This window comes from Streptomyces sp. C, from assembly GCF_000158895.1.
GTDB lineage: Bacteria > Actinomycetota > Actinomycetes > Streptomycetales > Streptomycetaceae > Streptomyces > Streptomyces racemochromogenes.
In genome coordinates this window covers 333,649-354,042 of sequence record NZ_GG657752.1, presented here as the reverse complement: position 1 = coordinate 354,042, position 20,394 = coordinate 333,649, and the positions used below count along the sequence as shown (strand labels likewise).

The 20,394-nt window shown below is 74.9% G+C and carries 9 protein-coding genes and 4 pseudogenes; 5 read left to right on the top strand and 8 right to left on the bottom strand.

The features are described 5' to 3' along the window. Window positions 1–440, top strand: a pseudogene (locus SSNG_RS37345) (beta-ketoacyl-ACP synthase); the annotation flags it as partial. Window positions 441–558: 118 nt separating this feature from the next. Here the strand turns inward: SSNG_RS37345 and SSNG_RS37340 are convergent. Beyond that, window positions 559–1,854, bottom strand: coding sequence for an LCP family protein (locus SSNG_RS37340; RefSeq protein WP_128637687.1), 1,296 nt, complete (start codon window positions 1,852–1,854; stop codon window positions 559–561). A 217-nt stretch (window positions 1,855–2,071) separates the two neighbouring features. On the opposite strand from SSNG_RS37340, the gene SSNG_RS37335 reads away from it, so the two are divergent. The 3 genes from SSNG_RS37335 (at window position 2,072) to SSNG_RS37325 (ending at window position 3,974) form a co-directional block, all read left to right on the top strand. Continuing rightward, window positions 2,072–2,578 (top strand): RidA family protein, encoded by a 507-nt coding sequence (locus SSNG_RS37335; protein ID WP_128637686.1) that lies wholly within the window; start codon window positions 2,072–2,074, stop codon window positions 2,576–2,578. 137 nt (window positions 2,579–2,715) lie between these two features. Then, a complete protein-coding gene (locus tag SSNG_RS37330) occupies window positions 2,716–3,153 on the top strand; it encodes a tyrosinase family oxidase copper chaperone (RefSeq protein ID WP_007269175.1) in 438 nt (145 codons plus the stop codon). Further along, the gene (locus SSNG_RS37325) at window positions 3,150–3,974 is read left to right on the top strand and encodes a tyrosinase family protein (RefSeq protein ID WP_007269174.1); all 825 of its coding nucleotides are present in this window, start codon (window positions 3,150–3,152) and stop codon (window positions 3,972–3,974) included. The genes SSNG_RS37330 and SSNG_RS37325 overlap by 4 nt, the downstream gene beginning before the upstream one ends. Window positions 3,975–4,096: 122 nt before the next feature. On the opposite strand, the gene SSNG_RS37320 is transcribed toward SSNG_RS37325, so the two are convergent. Beyond that, window positions 4,097–5,596, bottom strand: a complete 1,500-nt coding sequence (locus SSNG_RS37320; protein ID WP_042804893.1) for an MFS transporter — start codon at window positions 5,594–5,596, stop codon at window positions 4,097–4,099. Between the two features lie 141 nt (window positions 5,597–5,737). Here SSNG_RS37320 and SSNG_RS37315 point away from each other — a divergent pair, with 141 nt between their 5' ends. Further along, entirely contained in the window at window positions 5,738–6,520 is a 783-nt protein-coding gene (locus tag SSNG_RS37315; RefSeq protein ID WP_042804965.1) for an aminotransferase class IV, read from the top strand. Here the strand turns inward: SSNG_RS37315 and SSNG_RS37310 are convergent. The 6 genes and pseudogenes from SSNG_RS37310 to SSNG_RS37285 all read right to left on the bottom strand — a co-directional run. Continuing rightward, on the bottom strand, window positions 6,469–6,798 hold the full coding sequence (locus SSNG_RS37310; RefSeq protein WP_007269171.1) for a chorismate mutase: 330 nt from the start codon (window positions 6,796–6,798) through the stop codon (window positions 6,469–6,471). The two genes, SSNG_RS37315 and SSNG_RS37310, sit on opposite strands and share 52 nt — an antisense overlap. A gap of 12 nt (window positions 6,799–6,810) precedes the next feature. Then, entirely contained in the window at window positions 6,811–8,235 is a 1,425-nt protein-coding gene (locus SSNG_RS37305; protein ID WP_007269170.1) for a DHA2 family efflux MFS transporter permease subunit, read from the bottom strand. Beyond that, window positions 8,232–8,813 (bottom strand): annotated as a pseudogene (locus SSNG_RS45510) (alpha/beta fold hydrolase); the annotation flags it as partial. The gene SSNG_RS37305 and the pseudogene SSNG_RS45510, both read right to left, overlap by 4 nt. A 336-nt stretch (window positions 8,814–9,149) precedes the next feature. Next, window positions 9,150–14,096 (bottom strand): annotated as a pseudogene (locus tag SSNG_RS45135) (type I polyketide synthase); the annotation flags it as partial. Window positions 14,097–14,164: 68 nt separating this feature from the next. Then, a pseudogene (locus SSNG_RS40960) lies at window positions 14,165–19,306 on the bottom strand (type I polyketide synthase); the annotation flags it as partial. 1 nt (window position 19,307) lies between these two features. Beyond that, window positions 19,308–20,394 (bottom strand): beta-ketoacyl reductase (locus SSNG_RS37285; protein ID WP_042804891.1); only part of this gene is annotated, 1,087 nt, incomplete at its 5' end.

The window sequence follows — 20,394 nt, the reverse complement described above, 5'->3', positions numbered from 1 at the left end:
CCTCGGACGCGCACCACATCACCGCCGCCCACCGGGACGGGCAGGTGCGCGCGATGCGCCTCGCCCTGGCCTCGGCCGGTCTGGGGCCGCTCGACGTGGGGCACGTGCAGGCCCACGCGACCTCGACCCCGACGGGCGACCTGACCGAGGCCGAGTCGATAGCCGAGGCCGTCGGCACCCACCCGGCCGTCACCGCGGCCAAGTCGATGACGGGGCACCTCTTCGGCGCGGCGGGGGCCCTGGGCGCCGTCGCCGCGGTCCTGGCCCTGCGCGATCAGGCCGTGCCGGCCACCCTGAACCTCGACGAGCTCGATCCGCGGGTGGACCTCGACGTCGTCGCCGGAGGGCCGCGGCGGGGCCCACTCGGTGCGGCGCTGGTCAACTCGTTCGGCTTCGGCGGGCACAACGCCTCGTTGGTGTTCACCGGCGGGGGTGGCTGACGGCCCGGAGGGCGCGGCTTCCGCCGGACGGGTGCCGGCCAGCGGGGCCCCGGCCGGCGGGACGTCCCGCTGCCTGCCGGGTCCGTCCGGCGCGGCCGGGGGGCGGTGCGGCGTCCCGTCAGCCGGCCGGGCAGCGGAGGGCGTTGGCGGTGACGGGGGCGCCGTCGGCCTTGTTGCGGTCCCAGGTCACCGTCTTGACCTCGACGGGGGTGGTGCCGACGGTGACGTCGAAGGTGGGGGCGTGGCCGGGGACCGGGTTCAGGCGAGCGCCGGGGAGGGCCGCCGCGAGGGTGGCCGCGTCCGCCCGCTGGGCGGGGGCGTACGTGATGACGGGCGGGCCGGCGGGGCGTACGGCGGGTGCGGGTCGGGCGGTCGCCCGGAAGCCGCCGCGGGAGAGGGCCTCGGCGACGGCGGTGTCGTCCACGCGGAGGGTGATGCCGGCCGGGTTGGTGTCGACGGGGGTTTCGGGGACGGGCTGGATGCGGGGGTCGCCGGTGAGGGGGCGGTCGTCGGCGAGGGCGTCCCAGAGGGCGGCGGAGCGGGATTCGTGCCAGACCAGGGTGGAGCCGACGCCGGGGACGCGGTGGTCGAAGAGCCGGATGGGGACGGTGGCGAACTCGGTGCGGTCGGCGCGGAGCCGGCCGAGGGCCCAGCCGATGCGGACGAGGTCGTGCAGGTCCGTCGCGGCGTCGGTGCGGACGGTCTTCAGGAGGGTGCGGACGGTGCGGAAGGTGTTGACGGGGCTGGTGAGGGCTCCTTCGGCGGTGAGGCGGGCCAGCAGGTTGGTGACGGTGCGCTGCTGGCGGCGGACCCGGCCGAGGTCGCCGGGGCGGGTGTTGACGTGGCGGGCGCGGACGTAGCGCAGGGTCCGGTTGCCGTCGGTGTGGTGGACTCCGGCGGTGATGTCGAGGCCGGAGTTCTCGTCGTGGAGGGGTTCGTCGGTGCAGACGGTGGCGCCGCCGAGGTTGTCGATCGTCTGCTCGAAGCCGGTGAAGCCGGTTTCCAGGTAGTGGTCGACGTGGAGGCCGGTGACCTGTTCGACGGTGCGGACGGTCAGGGGGCCGCCGCCGATCGCGTACGCCCCGTTGATCTTCCCGAAGCGGGGTGGGCCGGGGAGGGGGTACTGGACGTAGGAGTCGCGGGGGATGGAGACGACGCCGGCGCGGCGGCCGTCCGCGGAGAGGTGGAGGAGCATCATCACGTCGGTGCAGTTGCAGCCCTGGCCGCCGACGTGCAGGCGGCGCTTCTCTGCGGTGGAGAGGCCGGCGCGGCTGTCGACGCCGACGACGAGGACGTTGGTGCCGCGGCTGCCGCTGCGGGGGGTGTCGTGCCCGGCCGGCAGGGCGCGCGCGCCGGCGGGGGTGCCCGCGGCGAGGGTGGCGAGCAGCGTGAGGGCAACGGTGGTTCGACGCAACGCGCATCCCCTGACGTGGTGAGGCGAGGTGGTGGCGGAAGCCGCGGGAGGACCGTACTGCCGTTGTGGGGGGCGGGTGGTGTTACGCGCCGTGGCGGACGCCCGGATTGCCCAGCGGTCCGGCGCCGGACCGTTCGAGTCCCGTTCGAGGCGTTCTCCTTCGCGCCCTGGGAGCTTCGTGACGCGAGGCTCCACTGGGGACGAAAGGACGACAGGAATGACCAAGTCAAGGCGCAAGTTCGGCATCGCCACCGTGGTGGCCGCGACCGCGGCCGCGATGATCACCTTCGTGGGACCGCAGGCGAGTGCGCAGGACACGGCGCGCCGCGGCTGGGAGCACTTCGGGTTCGGGGTTTCGTGGGAAGAGGACTACGGCTACTCGCAGGCCATCAAGGCCGGGGACGAGATCTACATCTCGGGGCAGCTGTCGCACGACGCGGCCGGGAACCTGGTGGGCGTCGGTGACTTCGAGAAGCAGGTCCGTACGTCGTTCGAGAACATGGACAAGGTCCTCAAGCACTACAAGGTGTCCCGCAGCCAGATCATCAGCATGAAGATCTACACCAAGGACCTGCGCAAGAACTTCGACACGGCCGCCCGGCTGCACAAGGAGTACGTGGGCAACCACCGCACGACCGACACCATCGTCGGCGTCTCGGACCTGGCGTTCGCCGACCAGCTGGTCGAGATCGAGGCCATCGTGAAGGTCAAGCCGCGCTCCTGACCGGACGTGCCGCGCGGTGGCAGCCGCGCTCCCCTTGCAGCCCGCGCCCGGGGCCAGTGGTACTGGCCCCGGGCGCGGGCTGTTGATGCAGGGGGCACTGATCGGCGGGTTTCGGCCTTCTGGTACTTCTTCAGGCCATGAAGAAGATCACTCGCCGACAGGCTCTGGGGATCGGTACCGGGGCGTCCATCGCCCTGGGGCTGAGCGCCTGCTCGTCCTCGTCGGCCCCGGCCCCGGCGGCCGGGGCCTCCGGTGCCGCCGGTGCCTCAGGGAGCCCCGGTGCTTCCGGGGCACCCCTGTCCATACCCACCGGCGGCATCGACGAGGTGTACGAGGGGCGCCGCATCCAGATCACGCTGGGGGCCGCGGGGCACCACGGCATGCCGATGCCCAACATCAAGATCGACGGCAAAGAGCTGCACCTGATGGGCAACGCGGACGGCAGCTGGGTCACCGTCGTCAACCACTACGAGAGCTTCCCGGACCCGGTCGCGGCCGCCCGCGCCGCCATCCGCGACCTCCAGGGCGCCGAACTCGCGCCGTTCACGCTCCCGAAGGAGGCTCCGCAGCTGTGACCGTGCGCAAGAGCGTGGCCGCGCTGACTCCCGACGAGAAGCGGGCCTTCGTCAACGCGGTGCTGGAGCTGAAGCGGACCGGCGTCTACGACCGGTACGTCAACGCCCACAACTACTACCTGATGAGCGACTCGGACTTCGGGCCCCGGATCGGGCACCGCACGCCGTCGTTCCTGCCCTGGCACCGGCGGTTCCTGCTGGACTTCGAGGCCTCGCTCCAGCGGGTGGACCGCAACGTCGCGCTGCCGTACTGGGACTGGACCGTCGACCGGGCGGCCAACTCCCCGCTGTGGGCCTCCGACTTCATGGGCGGCAGCAGGCGGGGCCGGGACGGCCAGGTGCTCGACGGCCCGTTCGCCGCCGGGGGCGGCCGGTGGCCCGTGACGGTGGGCGTGGACCGCCGCGACTACCTGCGGCGCGTCCTGGGGTCGGGGGTGCCGCAGCTGCCGACGAGGGCCGAGGTGGACTCGGTGCTCGCGATGCCGGTGTACGACACCGCGCCCTGGAACAGCTCGTCGAGCGGGTTCCGCAACCACCTGGAGGGCTGGCGCGGGACCAACCTGCACAACCGGGTGCACGTCTGGGTGGGCGGGCACATGGCCACGGCGGCCTCCCCCAACGACCCGGTGTTCTGGCTGCACCACGCCTTCATCGACAAGCTGTGGGCGGACTGGCAGGCCCGCAACCCCAAGGCCGGCTACCTGCCGGCGGCGCGGACGCAGAACGTGATCGACCTGCGGGGCGTGCTGCCGCCGTGGAACAACGTGACTCCGGCCGACATGCTGGACCACCGCCGGTTCTACACCTTCGACAAGCCGTGACGGGCCGTTACGTGACCTCCTGAAGGTGGCCGGGACGGCGGCGGCCGCGGGTGCGCGAAGAGGCCCGCACCCCCTGGGGGGTGCGGGCCTCTCGGGTGTGACGGGCCTCGGGGGCGGGCCCGTCAGGCGGTGGCGGGTTCCGACGCGGTCGGTTCGGCGGGTTCGGTCTTCTTCTGGTCCCGCATGACCATGACGGCGAGGACGGCGGCGGCGAGGATGGCGGCGGCGCTGATGGTGAAGGTCGTCGACATCGAGGTGGTGAAGGCCTCGCGGGCCGTGCGCACCATGCCCTGGTCCCCGCCGGCGACGGCCAGGGCTCCGGCGATGGAGTGCTTGGCCTCCTCGGGCGATCCGGAGGGCATCTCGGCGGCGAACCCGGAGGCGAGCAGCGAGCCGAGGATCGCGATGCCGAGGGCGCTGCCGGCCTGCCCGATGGTGTCGTTGAGGGCCGAGCCGACGCCCGCCTTCTCCTCGGGGATGGTGGCCATCAGGGCGCCGACGGCGGCCGGCATGGCCGCACCCGCGCCGAGGCCGAGCAGGCCGAGGGCGACCGCCGGGACGGTGAAGCCGCTGTCGGGGGTGGCGGTGGTCAGGAGGGCGAAGGAGGCGGCCATCACGATCATGCCGCTGACGATCAGAGGGCGGTTGCCGATCTTGGAGGCGAGGCCGGCGCCCACTCCGTTGCCGACGAGGGCGGCGACGGCGAGGGGGACGAAGGCCAGGCCGGCCTTCAGGGGCGAGTAGCCGAGGACGAACTGCAGGTACTGGGTCAGGACCAGCAGCAGGCCGCCGTTGCCGATCTGGACGAGGGTCAGGGAGAGCGAACCGCCGCTGAAGTTGCGGTTCTTGAAGAGGACCAGCGGGACCATCGGGGAGGGGGTCGTGTTCTCCCAGATCACGAAGCCGGCGAGGCAGGCGAGGGCGACGACCAGGGTGATCGAGGAGCGGCCCTCGAAGGCGCCGTGCTTGGGGATCTCGATGATCCACCAGACCAGGGCGGTCATGCCGACGGCGGAGAGGACGGCGCCCAGCGGGTCGGGCTTCTGCCAGGGGCCCTTGGACTCGGGCATCAGGGTGAGGGCGGCGATCACGGCGAGGACGACGACCGGGACGTTGATGAAGAAGATCGACTGCCAGGAGAAGTGGTCGATCAGGACGCCGCCGAGGACCGGGCTGCCCACCAGGCCGAGCATCGAGACCGAGCCCCAGGCCGCCATCGCCTTGGGCCGCTCGTCCTCGTCGAAGACGGTGATGAGGATGGAGAGGGTGGACGGCATGATGAGCGCGCCGCCGACGCCCATCGCGACGCGTACGGCGATCACCTCGCCGGGGCTGGAGCAGTAGGTCGCGGCGAGGGAGGCCGCACCGAAGAGGACCAGGCCGACCAGCATGATCAGCCGGCGGCCGAAGCGGTCGCCGAGGCTGCCGGAGGTGAGCAGGAGCCCGGCGAAGACCAGGATGTAGGAGTCCAGGATCCACTGGGTGTCCTGCGCGCTCGCGCCGAGGTCCGTGGTCAGGGACGGCACCGCGACCGTCAGGGCCATGGAGTCGACGACCAGGACCAGTGAGCTCAGGCACAGCACGATCAGGATCCACCAGCGGCGGGGGTTCCTGCTTTCCATGGGTCTTTCCCTTTCGTTCTTCGTCGGTGCGTCCCGTTGATGAGGCCCACTCGGCGCGTACACCGTTCAGTGCTGCGCACACTGTACGCACAATGGGTACGGTGTACGCAAGAGGGCGTGCGGCGCTCTATGCTCCAGGGCATGACAACGAGGTCGGCGGGTGCCGGTGAAGGCGGGGAGCGGGTCCTCCTGTACGGGCCGGAAGGGCTCGTCGAGGGCGAGGCGGCCGGGGAGCTGGCGGCGGCCGACTCCTGGCTCGTCGAGGAGGGGCGGGTACGCGAACTGCCGGCGCACTGGCGGCGGTTCGGCGCGGCCGTGGCCGAGGCGGGCGGGCCCGCACTGGAGGGTTTCCCGGAGGCCGTCGCGCGGGCGCTGCCCCGGCGGGGGTGGTGGTTCCCCCGGGTGGAGCTGGTGGGGGGCCGGCTTCAGCTGCGGGTGCGGCCGGCGCCCGCGCGGACCGAGGCGGTACGGCTGTGGGCCGGGGGCGGGGATCCGCGGCGCACGCCCCGGCGCAAGGGGCCGGACCTGGGGGCGCTGGGGGCGCTGCGGTCGCGGGCCGTCGCGGCGGGCGCGGACGACGCGCTGCTCGTGGGCGGGGACGGCTGCGTCCTGGAGACCGCCACGGCGAACCTGGTGTGGTGGGACGGGGACGTGCTGTGCGTGGTCGATCCCGGGCTGCCGGTCCTGGCGGGGGTGACCGCGGCGTGGGTGGTGCGGCGCGCCGCCGGGCTGGGCATCGCGGTGCGGCCGGCCCGGGTGCGGCCGGCGGAGCTGGGCGGGCGCGAGGTGTGGGTCACCAACGCGCTGCACGGGCTGCGGCCGGTCACCGGGTGGGTGGGGGCCGACGTCGCCGCCGGCCCCTCACCGCGGGTTCAGGAGTGGCGGGCCGCCTGGGCGGCGGCCGCCGAACCCCTGCCGCGGTAGCGGCAGAGGTTCAGCAGGAGCAGGGCCAGCTCGACGCCGGGGCGGCCGAGGCTGTTGCCGTACCGGGCGATGACCTGCGTCTCCCGGGACAGGCGGGTGCCGGGGCCGCCGGCGGCGGTCCGGTCGCGCTGGATCTCGTTGACGAGGGCGACGCGGTCGGCGACCAGGGCGATGATCCGGTCGTCGATGGCGTCGACCTGGTGGAGCAGGACCTCTTCGCCCAGCTGGGCGAGGAGGGCCGTGGTCTCCGTGGGGGCGGGTTCTGTTCCGACGGGCATGCGGTTTTCCCCTCAGCGGGTGGGTTCGGGGGCGTCCGGGCGGCGCTGTGCCCGGGCCAGCAGGACGGCGGACAGCGCGGCCGCGGCGGCGAGGGCCAGGGACCATCCGAAGGTGACCGCGAAGGCGGACGCCTGGTCGTGCGGGCGGCCATCGGCACCGTCGAGGCCGCGCTGCAGGACGGTGACGAGCACCGCCGTCGCGAGCGAGCCGCCCAGCCGTTGCAGGATGCTCAGCTGCGGTGAGGCGTCGCTGATCTTCTGCGGGTCGAGGCTGCGGAACGCGGTGGTCATGGCGGGCATGACGGACAGTCCGGCGCCGAATCCCGAGACGGTCATGGCCGTCCCGATCAGCGCGTAGGACGTGTCGGTGCCGACGAACACGAACGGCACCGCCGCCGCCAGGCTGAGGCCGGCGCCGGCGAGGGCGGTCCGGCCGGTGCCGAGGCGTTCGGCGGCCCGCCCCGAGAGCCAGGTGGCCGCCGCCGCGCCGATGCTCGACGGCACCAGCAGCATGCCGGTGGCGACCGGGTCCTCGTGCCGGACGTCCTGGAAGTACAGCGGCATCAGCACCATGCCCGCGTACATGCCCATGGACAGGAGGAACGTGGTGAGGGACGCGGCGCGGAAGACCCGGTCGCGGTAGAGGCGGACGTCGAAGAGCGGGTGGGCGGTGTTGAGGGTGCGGATCGTGAAGAGGACGAGGAGGGCGGTGCCGACGGCGACGCAGAGCAGGGGCACGGTCAGGGATCCGGTGTCGGTGCTGCCCAGCCCGTACGTGAGGACGGCCATGCCGGTGGAGATCGCGGCCAGGCCCGGGACGTCCAGCGGCGGGGCCGCCTCCGGACGGTCGGCCGGCAGCAGGCACACGGCGCACAGGACGGCGGCGGCACCCACGGGCAGGTTGACCAGGAAGATCCACCTCCAGTCGGCGTAGTGGAGCAGGAGCCCGCCGATGAACGGGCCGAAGACCGGGGCCAGCACGATGGGTACGCCCACCGTCGCCATGACCCGGGACATGTTCGCCGGGCCGGCCGTGCGGGCCAGGATCATCTGTCCGACGGGCATGATCAGCCCGCCGCCGAGGCCCTGGACCGCACGGAAGGCGATGAGCTGTCCGGCGTCCTGGGCGGCCGCGCAGAGCGCGGAGCCCAGGGTGAACAGGACGACGGCGGCCACGTAGGTGCGGCGGGCGCCGAAGCGGCGGGCGGCCCAGCCGGAGACCGGGATGACCGCGGCGACGGCGAGGAGGTAGGCGGTGACCACCCACTGGACGGTGTTCAGCGGGGCCCGGAAGTCCGTACCGAGCGCGCTGAGCGCGACGTTGACGATCGTCGAGTCCAGGAACGACATCGTCGCTCCCACGATCACGACGGTGGCGGCCTTCCAGACGTCCCGGCCGAGGCCGGTGCGGGGTGCCGGAGCGGTGCTGGTCGTCATGCCGCGGCCTCCGTCAGCCAGTGGTCGACGGCGGCGGCCGCGGCCCGGGCGTCGTCCTCCATCATCGTGAAGTGGTCGCCCGGTACGTCCACCGCCGTGTGGGGCAGCGGCCAGGACGCCCGGTGACCGCCGCCTTCGACCAGGTCGCGGCCCGCTCTGACGAGCAGCGTCGGTACGGCGGTGGCGGTGGGCCGCCAGGCCGGGAAGAGCCGGAAGTAGCCGCCCATGGCCGTGAGCCTGAGGTCGGTCATCCAGCCGAAGGCGTCCTCCCGTTCGAACATGGCGTCGGTCATCCGGGAGCGGAACGCGGGCTGGGCCGCGTCGCCGGGCAGGAACGTGTCGAGCAGTACCAGGGCGGCGGGGGTGGCGCCCCCGCGTTCGAGGTGGGCGGTGACCTCCTGGGCGAGCCAGCCTCCGGAGGAGTACCCGGCCAGGGCGAACGGTGCGCCGTCCGCGAGGCGCAGCACCTCGGCGGCCAGGTGTGCGACGAGGGCGTCGGCGGTGGCGGGCAGCGGCTCGCCCTCGCCGTAGCCGGGGAGCGGGAGGACGTGGACGTCCCGGTGCTCGCGGAAGGGTGCGGCGAAGCGGGCGAACTGGTGGGGGCTGGACAGGGCGGTGACCGAGGGCAGGCAGATCAGTGCCGGACCGCCTGACCCGCCGGCGCCGCCGGTGCTGCCGGTGCCGCCGGTGCCGCCGGTGCTGCTGGACAGGGTGACCGGTGCCGGGGCGCTGTCCGTGCCGGCCGTGGTGAAGGAGGGGCGCAGCAGGGAGGCCGCGACGAGCAGGTCGGTGGCCTCCTTGACCTTGCCGTCCGCGCAGGCCTGCCGGTAGAGCGCGGCGAGGGGCTGCGCCGTCGCGGGCGGGCCCGCGGGTTCCGGCGCCTGCGGGGTCCGGGCCGCGGCGAGTTCGCCGCGCATGTGGTCGGCGAGGTCGGCGGGGGTCGGGTGGTCGAAGACGGCCGTGGCGGACAGTCTCAGGCCGGTCGCGGTGTTGAGGCTGCCGCGCAGGCGCACGGAGGTGAGCGAGTCGAAGCCCATCTCCAGGAACTTGCGGTCCGGTTCGATCCGGTCGGCGGAGCTGTGGCCGAGGACGGTGGCGGTGTGGGCCCGTACGAGGGTGAGGAGGTCCTCCGGGTCGATGGCGGGGACGGCGGCGGGGGTGCCCGCCGTCCGCCGGAGCGGGGACGGCACCAGGCCGTGCAGCAGGGGCGGGAGCGGCTCGTGGCGGGCGCGGGTGCGCAGGGCGGGCAGGTCCAGGCGGATCGGCACCGCGAGGGCCCGGTCGAGGGCGGGGGCGGTGTCGAGGAGCGCGAGGGCCTCCTCGGTGGCGAGGGCGGCCACGCCGCCGCGGGTGATGCGGTCGACGTCGCCGGCGTCGAGGGCGCCGGTCATGCCGCTGCGTTCGGCCCACAGGCCCCAGGCGAGGGAGATGCCGGGCAGGCCGAGGGAGCGGCGGTGCTGGGCGAGGGCGTCCAGGTAGGCGTTGGCGGCGGCGTAGTTGCCCTGACCGGGGGCGCCGAGCAGGCCCGAGGCGGACGAGAACAGCACGAACGCCGACAGGTCCAGGTCCGCGGTGAGTTCGTGGAGGTTGCGGGCCGCGTCCACCTTGGGGCGCAGCACCGTGTCGAAGCGCTCGGGGGTGAGGGACTCGATCACGCCGTCGTCCAGGACGCCCGCGGTGTGGACCACGGCGGTCAGGGGGTGGGTGGCGGGGATGGCGGCCAGGAGGGCGGTCAGGGCGTCGCGGTCGGCCGCGTCGCAGGCGGCGACCGTCACCGAGGCGCCCAGTTCCGACAGTTCCGCGACCAGGTCCTCGGCGCCGCCGGAGCGGCTGGCCAGGAGCAGGTGGCGGACACCGTGTCCGGTGACCAGGTGACGGGCGACCGCCCGGCCCAGGGTGCCCGTACCGCCCGTGATCAGGACGGTGCCGTCCTCGGCGAAGGACAGGGGCTCGGCGTCCGGCGCGGCCGGGGTGCGGGTCAGGCGTGGGACGCGTACCGCTCCCCCGCGTACGGCGGCCTGCGGTTCCGCGCAGGTCAGGTAGGGGGCCGGGTCCACGGCGTCGTCCAGGTCCAGGAGGTGGAAACGGCCCGGGTGTTCCGACTGGGCCGAACGCACCAGGCCCCACACCGCCGCACCCGCCAGGTCGCGGACCTCGTCGCCCACGGCGCCGCGCGTCACGAACACCACGCGCTCGTCCGCAGGGCTCGCCAGGGAGTCCTGGAGCACCTCCAGGGCCCGGCCCAGGGCCGCGCGCACGCCGCCCGAGGTGTCCACCTCGCACACCGTGCCGACGGCGACGGGCTCGGACGCCGGGACCGGCGCCACCCAGTCCAGCGCGAACAGGGTGTCCCGCTGCGCGAGTTGTCCGGTGGCGACGGGGCGCAGGGCCAGGGAGTCGACGGTCGCCACGGGCAGGCCGGCCGGGTCGGTGACGGCGAGGGAGACCGCGTCCCCGCCGGCGGGGCTCACCCGGATCCGCAGGTCGCGTGCGCCGGACGTGTGCAGGTGGACGCCGTTCCAGGAGAACGGGAGGCGGACGCCGGGGCCGTCGAGGAAGGAGCCGAGGCCCACGGCGTGCAGGGCGGCGTCGAGGAGGGCCGGGTGGAGGCCGAAGCGGCCCGCGGCCTCCTGCTGGTCGCGGTCGAGGCCGACCTCGGCGTACACCTCCTCGCCGAGCCGCCAGGCCGCGCGCAGCCCCTGGAACGCCGGCCCGTAGCCGAGTCCGGAGTCGGCGAGCCGGTCGTAGAAGCCGGTCAGGTCGAGGGGTTGGGCGCCGGCCGGCGGCCAGTCCCCTCCGGTGGGGGCGGTTTTTTTTTTTGCCGGCCGGGGCAGTGGTCATGGACGCCGGTGGCGTGGCGGGTCCAGGGTTCGCCGTTCTCCTGGGCGGAGCGGGCGTACGTGGTGACCGTGCGCCGCCCGTCCGGGCCGGCGGGGCCCACGGCGAGCTGGACCTGGACGGCGCCCCGCCCGGGCAGCGCCAGCGGGGCTTCCAGGGTCAGTTCCTCCAGGTGGGCGTGGCCGGTCCGGAGGCCTGCGTGCAGGGCGAGTTCCACGAAGGCGGTGCCGGGCAGCAGGACGGTGCCGGCCACGGCGTGGTCGGCCAGCCAGGGCTGTGCCGTCAGGGAGAGGCGGCCGGTGAAGAGCTGGTCGTCGGAGGCGGCGACCGTCACCGTCGCGCCGAGGAGGGGGTGCCCGGCGGCGTCCAGGCCCGCGGAGGCCATGTCGCCCGCGGCGTCGGTGCCGTCCAGCCAGAACCGCTCGCGCTGGAAGGCGTACGTGGGAAGGTCGACCCGGCGGGCGCCGGGGAAGACGGTGTCCCAGTCGACCGGCACTCCGTGGACGTGCGCCTCGGCGAGGGCGGCGGTGAAGCGGGCGGGGCCGCCGTCGCCACGGCGCAGGGTGCCCAGCGCGGTGTCGGGGAGGCCGTGGACGAGGACGGGGTGCGGGCTGACCTCGATGAACACGCCGTGGCCCTCGTGGACGAGGGTTTCGGTGACGTCGGCGAGCAGGACGCTCTGGCGGAGGTTGCGGTACCAGTACCGCTCGTCCATTTCGGTGCCTTCGAGCCAGGCGGCGTCGACCGTGGACAGGAACGGGATGTCGGCCGGGCGGGGGGTGATCCCGGCGAGGGCGTCCAGGACGTCCGTGCGGATCTCCTCCACGTGGGCGGAGTGGGAGGCGTAGTCCACGGGGATCCGGCGGGCGCCCTCGACGGCGGCGAGCACCGCTTCGCAGGCCTCGACGTCGCCGGAGACCACCACGGAGCGGGGGCCGTTGACGGCGGCGAGCGACAGCCGGTCGCCCAGGTGTGCGGCGGCCTCCTCGCGGGACAGCGGCAGGGAGACCATGCCGCCGCGGCCGGAGAGGGCCAGGAGGGCCTTGCTGCGCAGGGCGACGACGCGGGCCGCGTCGTCGAGGGTGAGCGCTCCGGCGACGCAGGCGGCGGCGATCTCGCCCTGCGAGTGGCCGACCACGGCGGCCGGTTCGACGCCGTGGGAGCGCCACAGTGCGGCGAGGGAGACCATCACCGCCCACAGGGCGGGCTGGACCACGTCGACCCGGGTCAGGGCGGCCTCGTCGGTGAGGGCTTCGCGCAGCGACCAGTCGACGTGGGGCGCGAGGGCCTTTTCGCAGGCGGCCAGCCGGTCGGCGAACACCGGTGCGGAGCCGAGCAGTTCGTGGGCCATGCCCGGCCCACTGGGAGCCCTGGCCGGGGAAGACGAACACGGCCTTGGCGGCGGTGCGCGACGATCCCCGCAGCAGGCGCGGGGAGGGCTCGCCGGCGGCCAGGGCGGCCAGCGCTTCGGCGAAGGCGGCGGGGTCGTCGGCGACCACGGCGGCCCGGTGTTCCAGGGCGGCGCGGGAGGACGCGAGGGAGCCGCCGATGTCGGCGAGGGCGTGGCGGGGGTCTTCTTCGGGGGATCCCGGGGCGGTCAGGCCGTCCAGGGCGGCGAGGAGGTTGCGGGCCTGGCCGCGCAGGGCGCCGTCGGACTTGGCGGACAGCACCCACGGCAGTGCCGTGCCCGGTGCGGGGGCCGGCCGGGGGGTGGGCTCGGGGGCGGTGGGCCCTTCGAGGGGGGCCTGTTCCACGATGACGTGGGCGTTGGTGCCGCTGACGCCGAACGAGGACACGCCGGAGCGGCGGGCCCGTCCGGTCTCGGGCCACGGCACGGGTTCGGTCAGCAGGCGTACGGCGCCGGCCGACCAGTCGACGTGCGGGGTGGGCTCGTCGACGTGGAGGGTGCGGGGCAGGACGCCGTGGCGCATCGCCTCGACCATTTTGATGACGCCGCCGACGCCGGAGGCGGCCTGGGTGTGGCCGATGTTGGACTTGAGGGAGCCCAGCCACAGCGGCTGGTCCTCGGGCCGGTCCTGCCCGTACGTGGCGAGGACGGCCTGCGCCTCGATCGGGTCGCCGAGCTTGGTTCCGGTGCCGTGGGCCTCGACGGCGTCGACGTCCTGGACGCCCAGGCCGGCGTTGCCCAGGGCCTGGCGGATGACGCGCTGCTGGGAGGGGCCGTTGGGGGCGGTGAGGCCGTTGGAGGCGCCGTCCTGGTTGACGGCGGAGCCGCGGATGACGGCGAGGACCTGGTGGCCGTTGCGTCGGGCGTCGGAGAGCCGCTCCAGCAGCAGCATGCCGGCGCCCTCGCCCCAGCCGGTGCCGTCGGCGGCCGCGGCGAAGGACTTGCAGCGGCCGTCGAAGGACAGGCCGCGCTGCCGGGAGAACTCCACGAACGTGTTGGGGGTGGCCATCACGGTCGCGCCGCCGGCCAGGGCCATCGTGCACTCGCCGGACCGCAGGGCCTGGGCGGCCAGGTGCAGGGCGACGAGGGAGGAGGAGCAGGCGGTGTCGACGGTGACGGCCGGGCCCTCCAGGCCGAGGACGTAGGAGACGCGGCCGGACAGGACGCTGCCGGCGTTGCCGGTGCTCAGGTAGCCGTCGATGCCCTCGGGGACCTCGCCCAGGCGGGAGGCGTAGTCGTGGTACATGACGCCGGCGAACACGCCGGTTGCGGTGCCGCGCACGGACGTCGGGTCGATGCCGGCGCGTTCGAAGGCTTCCCAGGCGGTTTCCAGGAGGAGCCGCTGCTGGGGGTCCATGGCGAGGGCCTCGCGCGGCGAGATGCCGAAGAAGCCGGCGTCGAAGTCGGCGGCGTCGTAGAGGAATCCGCCTTCGCTGACGTACGAGCGGCCGGCCGCGTCGGGGTCGTCGTCGAAGAGGCCGTCGAGGTCCCAGCCGCGGTCGGTCGGGAACGCGGCGATGCCGTCGCCGCCCGCGGCCACCAGCCGCCACAGGTCCTCGGGCGAGCGCACTCCGCCGGGATAGCGGCAGCTCATGCCGACGATCGCGATGGGGTCGTCTTCGGTGCCGGCGCCGGGGGTCGCGGCGGCCGGGGCGGTGGCGGCGGTGGCCGGGGCCTCGGTCAGGCCGGCGCGCAGGTGCTCCACGAGGGCGGCCGGGGTGGGGTAGTCGAAGATGAGGGTGGCCGAGAGCCGCAGGCCCGTCTCGGTGGTGAGCCGGTTGCGGAGCTCGACGGCGGTGAGGGAGTCGAAGCCCAGCTCGGTGAACGCCCGGCCGAGGTCGACGGCCTGCGCGTTCGCGTGGCCCAGTACGGCGCTGACGTGGCTGCGGACCATGTCGGCGAGCTGCCGTTCGGTCCACTGGGTGCGCGGGGTGGCCGGGCCCGACGCGGCCCTCCTCCGTGCCGGTCCCGCGGACGAGGCCCGCGCAGCAGTGCCCGGGGGCGTGGTGTTCCGTGCGGCGCCCCGCGGGCGGGTTGAGGTCCAGGCGGGCGGGGACGAGCAGCGGCTCGTCGAGGCCGCCCGCCAGGTCGAAGAGTTCCAGGCCGTCGGCGGCGGACAGGGCGGCGACGCCGGAGCCGGTGATGCGCCGGGTGTCGTGGTCGGCGAGGCGGCCGCCCATGCCGCCGCCCTCCGCCCACAGGCCCCAGGCCAGGGACACGGCGCTGAGGCCCTGGGCGGTGCGGTGCTGGGCGAGCGCGTCGAGGAAGGCGTTCGCGGCGGCGTAGCCGGCCTGGCCGGGGGCGCCGAAGACGCCGGCGGCCGAGGAGAACAGCACGAACGCCGCGAGGTCGGCCTCCCGGGTCAGCTCGTGCAGGTGCCAGGCCGCGTCGAGCTTGGGGCGCAGTACGGTGTCCAGCCGGTCGGGTGCCAGCGAGCCGATCACGCCGTCGTCGAGGACGCCGGCCGCGTGCACGACCGCCGTCAGCGGCCGCTCGGCGGTGATCCGGGCGAGCAGCCGCGCCAGGTCGGCGCGGTCGCCGACGTCGCAGGCCTCGATCCGTACGTGGGCGCCCGCGCCGGTGAGCGCGGCGGCGAGTTCGCCGGCGCCCTCGGCGGCCGGGCCGCGCCGGCCGGCCAGCACGAGGTGGCGTACGCCGTGCTCGGCCACCAGGTGGCGGGCCAGCAGGGCGCCGAGACCGCCGGTGCCGCCGGTGATCAGGACGGTGCCGTCGGGGTTCCACTCCCGGGGCTCGGCGGGGGCGGGGACGCGGGCCAGCCGGGGGGCGTACGGGGTGCCGTCGCGGAGGGCGAGCTGCGGCTCGTCGAGGGCCAGCAGGGCGTGCAGTGCGGCGGTGGCGTCCGGGGTGTCGAACGGGTCGTCGTCGGGGCCGGTGACGTCGATCAGGCGGAAGCTGCCCGGGTTCTCGGCCTGCGCGGACCGGACGAGGCCCCACAGCGGCGCCTGGCCCAGGTCGTGGACCGGCTCGCCCTGCCGGACGGCCAGGGCGCCGCGGGTCACCAGGACCAGCTGCGATGAGGTGCAACGGGGGTCGGCGAGCCAGGCCTGGAGGAGTTCCAGGACGCGGTGCGCACCGGTGTGGGCCGCGGGGACGAGGTCGTCGCCGGTGCGGGGGCAGCGGACGAACACGGCGTCGGGGACGGTGTCCAGGGCGGCCAGGTCGGCGGCGGAGGCGATCCAGCACGGCGGCGCACCGGCCGGCTGTACGGGGGCGGCGGGAGCGGGCTGGGGCAGGGCGGCCCAGTCGACGCGGAAGAGGGAGTCGCGGTGCCGGTGCGTGCGCTGCGCGGCGGCCGGGCGCAGGGCGAGCGCCTCGACGGTGGCGACGGGGGCGCCCGTCTGGTCGGCCGCGTCCAGGGACACGGTGTCGGGGCCGGCCGGCGACAGCCGTACGCGCAGTGCCGGGGCGCCGGCCGCGTGGAGGGTCACGCCGCGCCAGGAGAACGGGAGGCTCGCGGAGAAAATCGGCGACGAAGTCGCCGAGCCCGACGGCGTGCAGGGCGGCGTCCAGCAGGGCGGGGTGCAGGCCGAAGCGGGCGGCTTCGGTCTCCTGCGGCAGCCGTACCTCGGCGAACACGTCGTCGCCGCGGCGCCATGCCGCCCGCAGTCCCTGGAAGGCGGGTCCGTAGCCGAAGCCGACGTCGACGAGGTGGTCGTAGAGGCCTTCGACGGACACCGGCTCGGCGCCAGCGGGGGGCCATTCGCCCAGGTCGGTGCCGGGCGGGGCGGCGGCCGGGGAGGGGTCGGCCGTCAGGGTGCCGGCGGCGTGCCGGGTCCACGGCTCGTCGGTGTGGCGGGAGTGGAAGGTCAGGGAGCGGCGGCCGTCCGCGTCGACGGGTCCGACGCCGACCTGGAGCTGGACCGCGCCCTGTTCGGGGAGGACCAGCGGCGCCTCGATGGTGAGTTCGTCGAGGCGGGCGCAGCCGACCTGGTCACCGGCGCGGACGGCCAGCTCCACGAAGGCGGTGCCGGGGACGAACACGGTGCCCAGGACGGCGTGGTCGGCGAGCCAGGGGTGGGTCCGCAGGGAGAGGCTGCCGGTGAACAGCACCTGGTCCGCCTCGGCCAGGGTCACCATGGCGCCGAGCAGGGGGTGGTCGGCCGCACCCAGGCCGGCGGCGGCGACGTCGCCGAGGGCGGTCGTCTCGGGCCAGTAGCGCTGCCGCTGGAAGGGGTACGTGGGCAGGTCGACGCGGCGTCCGGCGGGCAGCAGGGGCTGCCAGTCGACGGGGAGGCCGCGGGTCCAGGCCTCGGCGAGGGCGCCGAGGAAGGCCTCCGGCTCGGGGCGGTCCTTGCGCAGGACGGGGGCGAGGAGCCCGGAGAAGGCCTCGGGGAGGGACTCCCCCGCCATGGCGGCGAGGACGCCTTGCGGGCCCAGCTCCAGGAAGTGGGCGACGCCCTGCGCGGCCAGGTGGGCGACCCCGTCGGCGAAGCGGACCGCGCCGCGGACGTGCTCGACCCAGTACTCGGCCGTGAACTCCGTGATCTGCTCACCGGTGACGTTGGAGACGACCGGGATGGCCGGGGTCCCGTGGGTCAGGGTCTCGGCGACCTCGCGGAACGCGTCGAGCATCGGCTCCATGAGGGGCGAGTGGAAGGCGTGCGAGACCGTGAGGCGCTTGGTCTTGCGACCCTGGTCCGCCAGCTGCGCGGCCACTTCGAGGACGGCCTGTTCCGCGCCCGAAATGACCACGGAGGCCGGGCCGTTGACCGCCGCGATGTCGGCATCGGCCGACAGCAGCGGGCGTATCTCCTCCTCGGTGGCACGGATCGAGACCATGGCGCCGCCCTCCGGCAGGGCGCCCATCAGGGCGCCGCGGGCCGCCACCAGACGGGCGGCGTCGGCGAGCGACAGCACTCCGGCGACGTGCGCGGCGGCGATCTCGCCGATCGAGTGGCCCGCCACGAAGTCCGGGCGGACGCCGTAGGACTCCGCCAACCGGTAGAGCGCCACCTCGATGGCGAACAGCGCCGGCTGGGTGTTCTCCGTGCGGTGGACCTCGTCCCCGCCGCCGAAGACGATCTCCTTCAGCGGGAAGTCGAAGTGCGCGCACACCTCGTCGAACGCGGCCGCGAACACCGGCTGCGCCTCGTACAGCTCACGCCCCATCCCCGGGCGCTGCGCGCCCTGACCCGAGAAGAGGAACGCGGACTTCCCGCCGGAGGCGATGCCCTCGACGAGTGCGTCCCGGTCGGCGCCCGGCACCACGCCCCGGTGGGCGAAGGGCGTTGACAGGGCGAGGGAGTGGGCCAGGTCGGCGGGGTCCAGCTCCGGGTGGTCCTGGGCGTACGAGCGGAGCTGGTCGGCCCGTGCGCGCAGTGCTTCGGGGGTGTGGGCCGACAGCAGCCACGGCGCGGCGGCGGCGCGGGGGGTGCGCGGCTCGTGCGTCCGGTCCGGGGCCGGCTGGGCGTCCTCGGGGGCGGCCTGTTCGACGATCAGGTGGGCGTTGGTGCCGCTGACGCCGAAGGCCGACACGCCTGCGCGGCGCGGTTCGCCCGTCTCGGGCCAGGGCGTGGGCTCGGTCAGCAGGCGTACGCCTCCGGCCGACCAGTCCGCGTGCGGTGTCGGCTCGTCGACGTGCAGGGTCCGGGGCAGGGTGCCGTGCTGGATGGCGAGGACCATCTTCATCACGCCGGCTACGCCCGCCGCGGCCTGGGTGTGGCCCAGGTTCGACTTGACGGAGCCGAGCCACAGCGGCCGGTCGGCGGTGCGCTTGCGGCCGTACGTGGCGAGCAGGGCGTGGGCTTCGATGGGGTCGCCGAGCCTGGTGCCGGTGCCGTGGGCCTCGACCGCGTCGACCATGTCCGGGGACAGCCGGGCGTTGGCGAGGGCCTGGCGGATGACGCGCTGCTGGGCGGTGCCGTTGGGTGCGGTGAGTCCGTTGGAGGCGCCGTCCTGGTTGACGGCCGAGCCGCGCAGGACCGCGAGGACGGGGCGGCCGGCCCGACGGGCGTCGGAGAGCCGTTCGAGGACGAGCAGGCCCGCGCCCTCGCCCCAGCCGGTGCCGTCCGCGGCGGCGGCGAAGGGCTTGCAGCGGCCGTCGGCGGCGAGCCCGCGCTGCCGGCTGAACTCGACGAAGACGCGGGGGGTGGCCATGACCGTGGCGCCGCCGGCGAGGGCCAGGGCGCATTCGCCGCGGCGCAGTGCCTCGGCGGCCAGGTGCAGGGACACCAGGGAGGAGGAGCAGGCGGTGTCGACGGTGACGGCGGGGCCTTCGAGGCCGAGGACGTAGGACAGCCGGCCGGAGAGGACGCTCGCCGCGTTGCCGGTGCCGATGTAGCCTTCGAGGCCCTCTTCGGGGGTGGAGCCGAACAGGGTGCCGTAGTCCTGGCCGTTGGTGCCGACGAAGACGCCGGCGCGGCTGCCGCGCAGGGCGGCCGGGTCGAGGCCGGAGCGTTCCAGGGCCTCCCAGGCGACCTCCAGGAGCAGGCGCTGCTGGGGGTCCATGGCGCGGGCCTCGCGCGGGCTGATGCCGAAGAAGGCGGGGTCGAAGTCGGCGGCTCCGTCGAGGAATCCGCCTTCGCGGACGTAGCTGGTGCCGGCCCGGTCGGGGTCGGGGTCGTAGAGCGCGGCGAGGTCCCAGCCGCGGTCGTCGGGGAAGGGGGCGAGGGCGTCGGTGCCGTCGGCGAGGAGGGTCCACAGCTGCTCGGCGGTGTGGACGCCGCCGGGGAAGCGGCAGCCCATGCCGACGATCGCGATCGGCTCGTGGCTGAGGTCCTCGGCGTCCTTCAGGCGCCGGTTCGCCTCGTCCAGGTCGGCCGTGACCCGCTTGAGGTATTCCAGGAGCTTGGTCTCGTTCACCATGTCAGCGGGTCCCGTATTTCTGGTCGATGTAGGCGAAGAGGTCGTCCGCCGTGTCCAAGGTCGGTCGGGTGCCGGCACCCGTTTCGTCGTCCGGGCCGGAGCCGGAGCCGGGCCCGGGTGCGGTGCCGGCGCGGGCCAGCAGGTTCTGGAGCCGGGTCACGACCTCCGCCCGTACGTCGGGGGCGTCGAGGACGGCGAGGGCGTCCTCGACGCGGTCGAGGTCGGCGAGGAGGCGGGCGGCGGCGCTGCCGCCGAGTTCGGCGTCGAGGTGCTCGGCGAGGGCCTGGGGGCTGGGGTGGTCGAAGACGACGGTCGTGGCCAGGTTCAGCCCGGTGCGGGCGCCGAGGACGTTGCGCAGGTCGACGGCGGTGAGGGAGTCGAAGCCGAGTTCCCGGAAGGGCTGGGTCGGGGTGACCGCCCCGGGGCCGTCGTGTCCGAGGACGGCCGCGGCCTGGGTGCGTACGAGGTCCAGGAGGGCGGCGGCGCGTTCGGCGTCGGGGAGCAGGGTGATGTGCTCGCGCCAGTCGGGTTCCGTGGTGGTGCGGGGGCGGGCTTCCTCGATCCCGGTGAGCAGGGGGCTGGGCCGGACGGTGGTGAAGCCGGGTGCGAAAAGGGCCCAGTCGATGTCGGCCACGGCCAGGCAGGCGTCGCCGTGGTCCAGGGCCTGCTGGAGTCCGGTGATGGCGTGCGGGGGCCGCATCGGGCGGATGCCGTGGCGGCGCAGGCGTTCGCCGACGGCGGCCTCGTCCTCGGCCATGCCGCCTTCGGCCCAGGCGCCCCAGGCGATGGCGGTGGCGGGCAGTCCGTCGGCGCGGCGCTGGTCGGCGAAGGAGTCCAGGAAGGCGTTGGCGGCGGCGTAGTTGGCCTGTCCGGCTCCGCCGACCGCGCCGGCGAAGGAGGAGAAGAGGACGAACGCCGACAGGTCGAGGCCGGCGGTGAGGTCGTGGAGGTTGCGGGCGGCGTCGGCCTTGGGACGCAGGACCGCCGCGAACCGTTCGGGGGTGAGGGATTCGATGACGCCGTCGTCGAGGATGCCGGCGGTGTGGACGACGGCGGTCAGGGGGAGTTCGGCGGGGATCGCGTCGAGG